Origin of the sequence: Allobosea sp. LjRoot237 (assembly GCF_964253285.1) — a bacterium.
GTDB lineage: Bacteria > Pseudomonadota > Alphaproteobacteria > Rhizobiales > Beijerinckiaceae > Allobosea.
In genome coordinates this window covers 1,968,780-1,981,362 of record NZ_CAXUQP020000001.1, presented here as the reverse complement: position 1 = coordinate 1,981,362, position 12,583 = coordinate 1,968,780, and the positions used below count along the sequence as shown (strand labels likewise).

General features: G+C 65.1%; 7 protein-coding genes. All 7 read right to left on the bottom strand.

All coding sequences use genetic code 11. The features are described 5' to 3' along the window. Positions 1-25: 25 nt before the first annotated feature. Complete coding sequence (gene rpsG, locus ACSQ24_RS09585; RefSeq protein ID WP_110489247.1) at positions 26-496, bottom strand: 30S ribosomal protein S7; 471 nt, start codon at positions 494-496, stop codon at positions 26-28. 74 nt (positions 497-570) lie between these two features. After that, complete coding sequence (rpsL, locus tag ACSQ24_RS09580) at positions 571-942, bottom strand: 30S ribosomal protein S12 (protein ID WP_057189964.1); 372 nt, start codon at positions 940-942, stop codon at positions 571-573. A gap of 352 nt (positions 943-1,294) precedes the next feature. Beyond that, positions 1,295-2,461 carry a helix-turn-helix transcriptional regulator gene (locus tag ACSQ24_RS09575; protein ID WP_436094456.1) on the bottom strand — a complete coding sequence of 389 codons (1,167 nt, stop codon included), beginning with the start codon at positions 2,459-2,461 and terminating at the stop codon, positions 1,295-1,297. Between the two features lie 179 nt (positions 2,462-2,640). Next, positions 2,641-6,822: a DNA-directed RNA polymerase subunit beta' gene (rpoC, locus tag ACSQ24_RS09570; RefSeq protein WP_436094455.1), complete on the bottom strand. Its 4,182-nt coding sequence runs from the start codon at positions 6,820-6,822 to the stop codon at positions 2,641-2,643. A 129-nt stretch (positions 6,823-6,951) separates the two neighbouring features. Then, a complete protein-coding gene (gene rpoB / locus ACSQ24_RS09565) occupies positions 6,952-11,100 on the bottom strand; it encodes a DNA-directed RNA polymerase subunit beta (protein WP_436094454.1) in 4,149 nt (1,382 codons plus the stop codon). Between the two features lie 247 nt (positions 11,101-11,347). Continuing rightward, positions 11,348-11,728, bottom strand: coding sequence for a 50S ribosomal protein L7/L12 (rplL, locus tag ACSQ24_RS09560; RefSeq protein WP_126110501.1), 381 nt, complete (start codon positions 11,726-11,728; stop codon positions 11,348-11,350). A gap of 51 nt (positions 11,729-11,779) precedes the next feature. Beyond that, the gene (gene rplJ / locus ACSQ24_RS09555; protein WP_110489243.1) at positions 11,780-12,295 is read right to left on the bottom strand and encodes a 50S ribosomal protein L10; all 516 of its coding nucleotides are present in this window, start codon (positions 12,293-12,295) and stop codon (positions 11,780-11,782) included. Between the last annotated feature and the right edge of the window lie 288 nt (positions 12,296-12,583).

The window sequence follows — 12,583 nt, the reverse complement described above, 5'->3', positions numbered from 1 at the left end:
GTCTTTCCGGGTCCGAACGGACGAATTACCAGCGGTAGTGCGAGAAGGCGCGGTTGGCTTCCGCCATCCGGTGCGTGTCTTCGCGCTTCTTGACGGCGTTGCCACGGTTGTTCGCGGCGTCCATCAGCTCGGACGAGAGACGCTCGACCATGGTGCGGTCGTTGCGACCACGGGCGGCGGCGATCAGCCAGCGGATGGCGAGCGCCTGACGGCGCTCGGTGCGAACCTCGACCGGAACCTGGTAGGTCGCGCCGCCGACGCGGCGGGAACGAACCTCGATCGCCGGGGCGACGTTCTCGAGCGCGGTCTTGAAGACAGCGAGCGGATCGCTCTTCAGCTTACCCTCGATGATGTCGAAGGCGCCGTAGACGATGCCTTCGGCAGTCGACTTCTTGCCCTCGTACATGACCGAGTTCATGAACTTGGTCACGATCACGTCGCCGAACTTGGCGTCCGGGATGATCTCGCGCTTTTCGGCACTGTGGCGGCGGGACATCGTCTAGTCTCCGGTCAAATCTCAAAAGCTGCGAACTGGCTGGGGCATCCTGCCCCGCCAATCGGGCAGGAAAATTACTTCGGACGCTTGGCGCCGTACTTCGAACGGCGCTGCTTGCGGTTCTTGACGCCCTGCGTGTCGAGCACGCCGCGCAGGATGTGATAGCGCACGCCGGGAAGATCCTTGACGCGGCCGCCACGGATCATGACCACCGAGTGCTCCTGAAGGTTGTGGCCTTCACCCGGGATGTAGCCGATCACTTCGAAGCCGTTGGTCAGGCGCACCTTGGCGACCTTGCGGAGCGCCGAGTTCGGCTTCTTCGGGGTCGTCGTGTAGACACGCGTGCAGACGCCGCGCTTCTGCGGGCAATTCTCGAGCGCCGGAGCGGTGTTACGCGCCTTGACCGGCGAACGGGGCTTGCGGATCAGCTGGCTGATTGTCGGCATTTAAGGCCTCTCGCTCCCTTGAGCGCTAGATGAATTCGATGTGCATTCCGGCGCCTTGCGAGGCCATGACCAAACGAAGCCGCGCCATCGGCGCCCATTTCCGGGGCCTCAGGCGCGTTCGCGATGCAGAGGAACACGGAACTCGCCCGCGTTCATGCGTCCTGCCATGTCGTCGTGAGACGCTGGAATTCCGACGGAGTTTCGGTCGCGAACCTCGCTCGCAACAAAGGCAAGCGACAAACGTGTCCGACAGCCGTCGATAGTGGCGCGCTTATGACTCAGTCGGAGATTCGCGTCAACCCCGGATTTCGCGGGAGCTAGCGCAATCTCGCCATGCGCGCAGGGAGGCGGCTCAATCGGTCGCGCCCGCCGTGACCCCTGCCCCGCGCAATAAGCCTATCAGGTCGGCCTGGCGGTGCAATCCGGTCTTCGCCATCACCCGCTTTAGCGTCGAGCGCGCGGTTTCCTCCATGATCCCCAGGGCGGCGGCCGCTTCGCGCGGGCGGTGCCCCGCCGCGATCAGCGCAGCGAGCTTGGCCTCGGCCGGCGTCAGGTCGAACAGGCCCTGGACCACATCGGCCGTCGGCACGTCCTTCACCTCCACGGGCGTCACCACCAGGATGCTCGCCGCCCGCGAGAAGATGTCGTGGGCGGCACCGCGAATCGGCGTCAGGTGCAGGATCAGCGGCGGTTGGTTCTCGCGGCGCGCCACCGGAATCGAGCGCACGGTGGGCCCCTCCGCCCGCCCCGTCGCCTGCAGGGCCACGGCCAGCAAGCCATCTGCCGCCATATCGACGAGCCCGAGCCGCGACGGGCGGTCGACCGCGACTGCCGGCACCAGCGCCTCGAAGCGGGGGTTGAGCGCGAGCGCCCGGCCATTGCGGTCGAGTACCGCCGCAGGCAGGCCGATGGCGTCCAGTGCCTGGGCAGCGCCGCGTGCCCGCTCGAATTCGAGCCGGGCCGAAAGCAGCATCGCGCGGGCGAGATGCGGGCGCATCCGGTCGAGGCGCGCGATCAGCGGATCCTCGACATGGCCCTCGCCGCGTTCGCGCTCGGCATGCAGGATGAAGGCTTCCCCGGTCGGCGAAGCGACGAGGGTGGCGACACCGATGCCGAACCCCTCCGGTAACAGGAAATCACGATAGACCGGCTCCAGTGCCATCTCGGCCTCGGAGAGGATGTCGATATCGCGCAGGAAGCCGGCATGGCGGCGCTCGATCAGGCGGCGCGTGCGCTCATTTCCTGGGAAGCGGTTGAAATGCGTCGCGACGAGCTGGTCGAACTCGGCTGAGGACGAGATCCAGCGGTTGGAGGTCGGCGTCACTGCGACCAGCACGGCTCCGGCCCCGCGCGCGATCCCCTGGAACCGCTGCAGCACCTGCGGCCACAGCTCCGGCACCACCGCCGCTTCGTAAAGACTGTCGAGAAACTGCTCGTCCATGATCCCGGCCGCCCCAGGCCTGGTCCGCAGGACGAGAAACTCCTCCGCCGACCACGCCCCCGCATGGTGTGTCAGCATGCTGCACGTCGTTCAGCCGCTTCCGACCGAGCAACGAGAGGCCTGCTGACGCAGCGCTGCCCCCCGACAGATTTCGCAAGGTGAGTTTAGGCCGCTTGTCTTGGAAAAGGTCAAGGGAGCCGAAACGAAAACGGCCGCCCGCAGGCGGCCGTTCCAAGAAGCAGGCAAGCCTGCCGATATTATTCGGCGGCGGGTAGAACCGCAGCCGCCGCCGCGGCCCTGGCCGCCGCATCCGCCTTTTGGCCGACGATAAGATCGTCGCGGCGCGTCGCCACCTGCTTGATGCGGGCGACCTGCGCGCCAGTGCCGGCCGGGATCAGCGAGCCGACGATGACGTTCTCCTTGAGGCCTTCCAGCATGTCCATCTTGCCATTGACCGCCGCCTCGGTGAGGACGCGGGTCGTCTCCTGGAAGGAGGCGGCCGAGATGAACGAGCGGGTCTGCAGCGAGGCCTTGGTGATGCCGAGCAGGACCGGAACGCCGGACGCCGGCTTCTTGCCCTCCTCGCGCAGCTTGGTGTTGACCTCCTCGAGCTCGATCCGGTCGATCTGGTCGCCAGTGAGAATGTCGCTATCGCCGGATTCGGTGATCTCGACCTTCTGCAGCATCTGCCGAACGATGACCTCGATGTGCTTGTCGTTGATGGTCACGCCCTGGAGGCGGTAGACCTCCTGGATCTCGTTGACCAGGTAAGCGGCAAGCTCCTCGACGCCCTTGATCGCCAGGATGTCGTGCGGTGCCGGGTTGCCGTCGAGGATGTAGTCCCCGATCTCGACGACGTCGCCATCCTGCAGGTGGATGTGCTTGCCCTTCGGGATCAGGTACTCGACCGCATCCGTGCCGTCATGCGGGGTCAGCGTGACGCGACGCTTGTTCTTGTAGTCGCGTCCGAAACCGATGACGCCGGCCTTCTCGGCGATGATCGCGGCATCCTTCGGACGACGCGCCTCGAAGAGCTCAGCGACGCGCGGCAGACCACCGGTGATGTCGCGGGTCTTGGCCGAGTCGGTCGAGACACGCGCCAAGACGTCGCCGGCCTTCACCGACGAGCCCGGCTCCACCGAGATGATGCCGTCGACCGGCAGGATGTAGCGCGCCTCGCCGCCGCGGGCGAGCTTGGCAATCTTGCCGTCCGAGCCGTGCAGGGTCATCGCCGGACGCAGATCCGACGTACGGGCCGAACCACGCCAGTCGATCACGAGGCGCTTGTTGATGCCGGTCGCCTCGTCGGTCGTTTCCGTCATCGACATGCCGTCGACCAGATCCTCGTAACCGACCGTGCCGTCGACCTCCGCCAGGATCGGGCGGGAATAGGGATCCCACTCGATCAGGCGCTGGCCGCGCTTGACCTTGTCGCCGTCGTCGACGCGCAGCTTCGAGCCGAACTGGACGCGGTGAACCGCGCGCTCGGCGCCGTCCGGGCCGGTGATGACGATGGCGAGGTTACGCGCCATCGCGATCAGGTCGCCGTCCGAGTTGCGCGCCGCATTGCGGTTGCGGATCTTGACCGTGCCCTCGAAGTTCGACTCGACGAAGGACTGGTCGGCGATCGTCGCCGCGCCGCCGATGTGGAAGGTACGCATGGTGAGCTGCGTGCCCGGCTCGCCGATCGACTGCGCCGCGATGACGCCGACGGCCTCGCCCATGTTGACGGGCGTGCCACGGGCAAGATCGCGTCCGTAGCAGGTGGCGCAGACGCCGTTCTTGGTCTCGCAGGTCAAGACCGAGCGGATCTTCACCTCCTGGACGCCGGCGGCGTTGATCTTGGCGATATGGCTTTCCTCGATCACCGCGCCCTTGGCGACAAGGACGTTGCCCTCGAGATCGACCACGTCCTCAGCCGCCGAGCGACCCAGGATGCGCATGCCGAGCGAAGCCACGACCTGACCGGCATCGACGATGGCGCGCATCTTGATGCCGTTGTCCGAGCCGCAATCGACCTCGGAGATGATCGCGTCCTGCGCCACGTCGACGAGACGGCGGGTGAGATAACCCGAGTTCGCCGTCTTGAGCGCGGTGTCGGCGAGGCCCTTGCGGGCGCCGTGGGTCGAGTTGAAGTACTCGAGAACGTCGAGGCCTTCCTTGAAGTTCGAGATGATCGGCGACTCGATGATCTCGCCCGACGGCTTGGCCATCAGACCGCGCATGGCGGCGAGCTGCTTCATCTGCGCCGGCGAACCGCGGGCACCCGAATGCGACATCATGTAGATCGAGTTGATCGGCTTGTCCCGGCCGTTCTCGTCCTTCTTCACGGTCGAGATGCGGGCCATCATCTCCTGGGCGAGCTTGTCGGAGCACTTCGCCCAGGCGTCGACGACCTTGTTGTACTTCTCGCCCTGGGTGATCAGGCCGTCCTGGTACTGCTGCTCGTAATCCTTGGCGAGCGTGCGGGTCGCGTCGACGATCTCCCACTTGTTCTCCGGCACGACCATGTCGTCCTTGCCGAAGGAGATGCCGGCCTTGAAGGCGTGCTTGAAGCCGAGCGACATGATCCGGTCGCAGAAGATCACCGACTCCTTCTGACCGCAGCCGCGATAGACGGTATCGATCATTCCGGAGATTTCCTTCTTGGTCATCAGCTTGTTGACGACGTCGAAGGTCATGGCCGGATGCTCCGGCAATGCGGTCGAGAGGATCACGCGGCCCGGCGTGGTGTCGTAGATCTTCGTGTACGACTGGCCGTCAGGGCCGACGCCGGTCCAACGGTACCTGATCTTCGAATGCAGCGTGACGACCTTCTCGTGCAGCGCGTATTCGAGCTCGCCAAAGTCGCCGAAGACCTTGCCCTGGCCCGGTTCGCCATCCGAGATGATCGAGAGGTAGTACAGGCCGAGCACGATGTCCTGCGACGGCACGATGATCGGCATGCCGTTCGCCGGGTGCAGGATGTTGTTGGTCGACATCATCAGGACGCGCGCTTCCAGCTGCGCTTCGAGCGACAGCGGGACGTGCACGGCCATCTGGTCGCCGTCGAAGTCGGCGTTGAACGCGGCGCAGACCAGCGGGTGCAGCTGGATCGCCTTGCCTTCGATCAGCGTGGGCTCAAACGCCTGGATGCCGAGACGGTGCAACGTCGGGGCGCGGTTCAGCATCACCGGATGCTCGCGGATGACCTCGTCCAGGATATCCCAGACCTCGGGCTTCTCCTTCTCGACCAGCTTCTTGGCCTGCTTGACCGTGGTCGAGTAGCCCTTGGCGTCGAGGCGCGCATAGATGAACGGCTTGAACAGCTCGAGCGCCATCTTCTTCGGCAGGCCGCACTGATGCAGCTTGAGCTCCGGACCGACGACGATGACCGAGCGGCCGGAATAGTCGACGCGCTTGCCGAGCAGGTTCTGCCGGAAACGGCCCTGCTTGCCCTTCAGCATGTCGGCGAGCGACTTCAGCGGACGCTTGTTGGCGCCGGTGATGACGCGGCCACGGCGGCCGTTGTCGAACAGGGCGTCGACCGATTCCTGCAGCATCCGCTTCTCGTTGCGGATGATGATGTCCGGCGCGCGCAATTCGATCAGCCGCTTCAAGCGGTTGTTGCGGTTGATGACGCGGCGATAGAGGTCGTTCAGGTCAGAGGTCGCAAAGCGGCCGCCATCGAGCGGCACCAGCGGACGCAGGTCAGGCGGGATCACCGGGATGATGGTCATCACCATCCATTCCGGCTTGTTGCCCGACTCCTGGAAGGCCTCGATGATCTTGAGGCGCTTCATCAGCTTCTTCGGCTTGAGCTCCGACGTCGTGGTCGCGATCTCATGCTTCAGGTCGGCGTTGATCTGGTCGAGATCGAGCGCGCGCAGCATCTCGCGGATCGCTTCCGCGCCGATCATCGCCGTGAAGGTGTCGGCGCCGTACTCTTCCTGGGCGCGGACATACTCTTCTTCGGTCAGCAACTGGCGATCCTTGAGCGGGGTCAGGCCCGGCTCAAGCACCACATACGATTCGAAGTAGAGGATGCGCTCGAGTTCCTTGAGCGGCATGTCCATCAGGAGGCCGATGCGCGAGGGCAGCGACTTCAGGAACCAGATATGCGCAACGGGAGCGGCGAGCTCGATATGGCCCATGCGCTCGCGCCGGACGCGTGCCAGCGTCACCTCGACGCCGCACTTCTCGCAGATCACGCCCTTGAACTTCATGCGCTTGTACTTGCCGCACAGGCACTCGTAGTCCTTGATCGGCCCGAAGATGCGGGCGCAGAACAGGCCGTCGCGCTCCGGCTTGAACGTGCGGTAGTTGATCGTCTCGGGCTTCTTGATCTCGCCGAACGACCAGGATGCAATCTTCTCAGGGCTGGCGATCGAGATCTTGATCGCGTCGAACGCCTGCTGCACCGGCTGCTGGCCGAAAAGGTTCATGACCTCTTGCTTCATAGCCTGTCTCCTCTGGCCGGTGGGGTTTTAGGGAAAACCGCCCTGCCCGGCCCTTGATCCATCGGCCGGCGGCGAAAGTGCCGCCGGCATGAGTAACGAACGACGTTCCGCCCCTGCGGGCGTCGCGCCTTACTCGGCTGCCTCGGCCGGCACGTCGCCCGGCTTCGGCTTGTTGTTGATGAGCTCGACGTTGAGGCCGAGCGAGCGCATTTCCTTGACGAGCACGTTGAAGCTCTCCGGGATGCCCGCTTCGAAGTTATCCTCGCCGCGCACGATCGACTCGTAGACCTTGGTGCGGCCCGCGACGTCGTCCGACTTCACCGTCAGCATCTCCTGCAGCGTATAGGCGGCGCCGTACGCTTCGAGCGCCCAGACCTCCATCTCGCCGAAGCGCTGGCCGCCGAACTGCGCCTTGCCGCCGAGCGGCTGCTGGGTGACCAGCGAGTAGGGGCCGATCGAGCGGGCGTGGATCTTGTCGTCCACGAGATGGTGCAGCTTCAGCATGTAGATGTAACCCATCGTCACCTTGCGGTCGAAGGGCTCGCCGGTACGGCCGTCATAGAGCGTGGACTGACCCGAGCTGTGCAGCCCGGCCTGTTCCAGGAGCCGCTCGATGTCCGACTCCTTGGCGCCGTTGAAGACCGGAGTCGCGATCGGCACGCCGCGGCGCAGGTTCTGGCCCATCTCGACCAGCTCGGCGTCATCCATCGAGGCGATGATCTCGTTGTCCTCGTAGACGGCGTCGAAGGAGGCCCGCAGCGCCTTGGAGTCATGCGCCTTGCGATAGGCGTCGAGCGCCTTGCCGATCTGCTTGCCGAGACCGGCGGCAGCCCAGCCCAGATGGGTCTCCAGGATCTGCCCGACGTTCATGCGCGAGGGCACGCCCAGCGGGTTCAGCACGATGTCGGCATGGGTGCCGTCCTCGAGGAACGGCATGTCCTCCGCCGCAACGATGCGCGAGACCACGCCCTTGTTGCCGTGGCGGCCGGCCATCTTGTCGCCCGGCTGGATCTTGCGCTTCACCGCGACGAAGACCTTGACCATCTTCATCACGCCGGGCGGCAGCTCGTCACCGCGCTGCAGCTTCTCGACCTTGTCGAGGAAGCGCTGCTCAAGGCGCTTCTTCGACTCGTCGTACTGCTTCCGCATCGCCTCGATTTCGGTCATCAGGGCGTCGTCCGCCGTGGCGAACAGCCACCACTGCGAGCGCGGGAACTCGCTCATCACCTCACGGGTGATGACCGTGTCCTTCTTGAAGCCCTTGGGACCGGCAAGGCCGGTCTTGCCGGTCAGGATCTCGGCCAGACGCGCGAAGGTGTTGCGGTCGAGGATCGCCTGCTCGTCGTCGCGGTCCTTGGCGAGACGCTCGATCTCCTCGCGCTCGATCGCCTGGGCGCGCTCGTCCTTGTCGACGCCGTGGCGGTTGAACACCCGGACCTCGACGATCGTGCCCTGCACGCCCGGCGGGACACGCAGCGAGGTGTCGCGGACGTCCGAGGCCTTCTCGCCGAAGATGGCGCGCAGCAGCTTCTCTTCCGGCGTCATCGGGCTTTCGCCCTTCGGCGTGATCTTGCCGACGAGGATGTCGCCAGCCGCCACTTCCGCGCCGATATAGACGATGCCGGCTTCGTCGAGGTTCTTCAGCGCCTCTTCCGAGACGTTCGGAATGTCGCGCGTGATTTCCTCAGGGCCCAGCTTGGTGTCGCGGGCCATGACCTCGAATTCCTCGATATGGATCGAGGTGAAGATGTCGTCCGAGACGATCTTCTCCGAGAGCAGGATCGAGTCCTCGAAGTTGTAGCCGTTCCACGGCATGAACGCGACCAGCACGTTGCGGCCGAGCGCGAGCTCGCCGAACTCGGTCGACGGGCCGTCGGCGACGATGTCACCCTTCTTGATGACGTCGCCGACGCGCACCAGCGGACGCTGCGTGATGCAGGTCGACTGGTTCGAGCGCTGGAACTTCTGCAGGCGGTAGATGTCGACGCCCGGCTTGGTCGGGTCCATCTCGTCCGAAGCGCGGATGACGATACGGGTCGCGTCGACCTGATCGACGACGCCGGCGCGGCGGGCCGCGATGGCAGCGCCGGAGTCACGGGCGACCGCGGCCTCCATGCCGGTGCCGACGAACGGCGCGTCGGCGCGAACCAGCGGCACCGCCTGGCGCTGCATGTTCGAGCCCATCAGCGCGCGGTTGGCGTCGTCGTTCTCGAGGAACGGGATCAGCGCCGCGGCGACCGAGACGACCTGCTTGGGCGAGACGTCCATGAAGTCGACCTTGTCGACCGGCACGACGATGACCTCGCCGGCGCGGCGGCAGACGATCAGGTCGTCGGTCAGACGGCCTTCGTCGTCGACGACGGCGTTGGCCTGGGCGACGTTGTACTTCGCCTCCTCCATCGCCGAGAGATAGATGATCTCGTCGGTCTGCTTGCCGTCACGGATACGCCGGTACGGGCTCTCGATGAAGCCGTACTTGTTGACGCGCGCGAAAGTGGCGAGCGAGTTGATCAGGCCGATATTCGGCCCTTCCGGTGTCTCAATCGGGCAGATGCGGCCGTAATGCGTGGTGTGCACGTCGCGCACCTCGAAGCCGGCGCGCTCGCGGGTCAGGCCGCCCGGGCCAAGCGCCGAGAGACGGCGCTTGTGGGTGACCTCCGAGAGCGGGTTGGTCTGGTCCATGAACTGCGAGAGCTGCGACGAGCCGAAGAACTCGCGCACCGCAGCAGCCGCGGGCTTCGCGTTGATCAGGTCCTGCGGCATCACCGTGTCGATGTCGACCGAGGACATGCGCTCCTTGATGGCGCGCTCCATGCGCAGGAGGCCCAGGCGATACTGGTTCTCCATCAGCTCGCCGACCGAGCGCACGCGCCGGTTGCCGAGATGGTCGATGTCGTCGATCTCGCCCTTGCCGTCGCGCAGGTCGACCAGCGCCTTGACGACCGCGAAGATGTCCTCCTTGCGCAGGATGCGCACGGTGTCCTCGGCGTCGAGGTCGAGGCGCATGTTCATCTTGACGCGGCCGACGGCCGAGAGGTCGTAGCGCTCCGAGTCGAAGAACAGCGACTGGAACATGTTCTCGGCGGTCTCGAGCGTCGGCGGCTCGCCCGGACGCATCACGCGGTAGATGTCGAACAGCGCCTCTTCGCGGCGCGAGTTCTTGTCGACCTGGAGCGTGTTGCGGATATAGGGACCGACCGTGATGTGGTCGATGTCCAGCACCGGAATCTCGGTGTAGCCCTTGTTGATCAAGTCGATCAGGTTGCCCTTGACCTCGCCGGTCTTCGGGTCCGCCGCCATGCTCAGTTCTTCGCCGGCCTCGGCATGAACTTCGCCGGTGCTGGGGTCGACGAGGTCCTCGGCGATGTACTGGCCGACGAGATCCTCGTCCGTGGCGCGCAGGAACTTCAGGCCCTTGTCGGCGAGCTGGCGGGCGGTGCGCGCGACCAGCTTCTTGCCGGCCTCGATCACGACCTCGCCGGTGTCCGCGTCGATCATGTCGACGGTCGCCTTGAAGCCCTTCATGCGCTCGGCGTCGTACGGGACGCGCCAGCCCTTGTCGTCGCGGACATACTCGACGCGGTTGTAGAAGCGCTTGAGAATCTCCTCGCCGTCCATGCCGAGGGCGAACAGCAGCGAGGTGACCGGGATCTTACGCTTGCGATCGATACGGGCGTAGACGATGTCCTTGGCGTCGAACTCGATGTCGAGCCAGGAGCCGCGATACGGGATGATGCGGGCGGCGAAGAGCAGCTTGCCCGAGGAATGGGTCTTGCCCTTGTCGTGGTCGAAGAACACGCCCGGCGAACGGTGCATCTGCGAGACGATGACGCGCTCGGTGCCGTTGACGATGAAGGTGCCGTTGTCCGTCATGAGCGGCATCTCGCCCATGTAGACGTCCTGCTCCTTGATGTCCTTGACCGACTTGGCCTGGGTGTCAGGGTCGATATCGAACACGATCAGGCGCAGCGTCACCTTGAGCGGCGCCGAGAAGGTCATGCCGCGCTGGCGGCACTCGTCGACGTCGTATTTCGGCGGCTCGAAGGTGTACTTGACGAACTCCAGCAGCGACGCGCCCGAGAAGTCGCCGATCGGGAACACCGACTTGAAGACCGACTGCAGCCCTTCGTCGCCGCGGCCGCCCTTGGGTTCCTCGACCATCAGGAACTGGTCGTAGGACGCCTTCTGAACCTCGATGAGGTTCGGCATCTCCGCCACTTCCTTGAGCTTGCCGAAGAACTTGCGGACGCGCCTGCGACCCTGGAGGGAAGTTACCATCATGTTCCTCGCAATCTCGGACGGCTCACCCGGTGGTCCGGGGTATAGGCGGTCGGGCCGCCGGGTGAGCCGCTCGGCGCATCATGTCGCGCCGACATTCAAACTGGATCGACCTGACACCGCATGCGCGGGAGATCTTGAGTACGCGCCGCCCCTTCCGGAAACGACGCAACAGCCCCGGAGGCGGCGAACCGCCCCGGGACTGTCGTTGTCGACTAGATACGGACCGGCATCAGCCGGCCCGGGCTCACTTGAGCTCGACCTTGGCGCCGACGGCCTCGAGCTGCTTCTTGAGCTTCTCGGCCTCGTCCTTGCCAACGGCTTCCTTGACCGGCTTCGGAGCGGCCTCGACCAGGTCCTTGGCCTCCTTGAGGCCGAGGCCGGTGATGGCGCGGACTTCCTTGATCACCTCGATCTTCTTGTCGCCGGCGGCGGCAAGAACGACGGTGAACTCAGTCTGCTCTTCGACAGCGGCGGCGGCAGCGCCACCGGCGGCCGGGCCGGCGGAGACGGCGACGGCGGCGGCCGCCGAGACGCCCCACTTCTCTTCGAGCAACTTGGCGAGGTCAGCAGCCTCGAGAACGGTGAGCGACGAGAGTTCGTCGACGAGCTTGGCGAGATCGGCCATGGTTTAGGTTCCTGATGTAAGAGGTTCGAACGATTAAGGGTTTTCGGCTGCTCAGGCAGCGTCCTTGTCGGCATATGCCTGGAACACGCGCGCGAGCTTTGCGGCAGGCGCGGTCGAGAGCTGGGCGATCTTGGTCGCAGGGGCCTGCAGGAGGCCGAGCAACTTGGCGCGCAGTTCGTCGAGCGAGGGCATCGTGGCCAAAGCCTTGACGCCGTCGGGGTTCAGGGCGGTCGTGCCCATCGCGCCGCCGAGGATGACGAGCTTGTCGTTATCCTTGGCGAAGGCGACGGCGACCTTCGGCGCCGCGACCGGATCGCTGGAATAGGCGATCAGGGTGGGACCCGTCAGCAGGTTGCTGATGGACGCGACGTCGGTGCCTTCAAGAGCGATCTTGGCCAGCCGGTTCTTTGCGACCTTCACGGTGGCGCCATTGGCCTTCATCTCGCGACGAAGCTTCTGGAACTGGGCCACCGTCAAACCCGCATAGTGGGCCACGACAACGACCGACGTCTTCGAGAAGACATCGTTCAGTGTCGCGACGGCATCAGATTTTGCCGTTCTATCCACTGGGCTCTCTCCGGTAGGCGACAGGCTTTGAGACCCGTCGCCAGTTGCACGTGTCGCTCTCAGAAGTGACCGGTTGACACCGACCCCTCGCCGGAGCGACGCTCAGTGCCCTGTCCCCTGCCATGGCCGAAGCCGTGATCGGGCGAGATGGTTCGAACCTCGTTCGGCGCCCTTCGGCACCGGAAGAGTTCTTGCACCGTCTATGCAGGCCTCTTGGCGAAATTATGCCCTCTGGCCGGAGCCAAAGGCGCACCTGCAGTCTCAGACAGGACTGGATGCCCGGCTTTG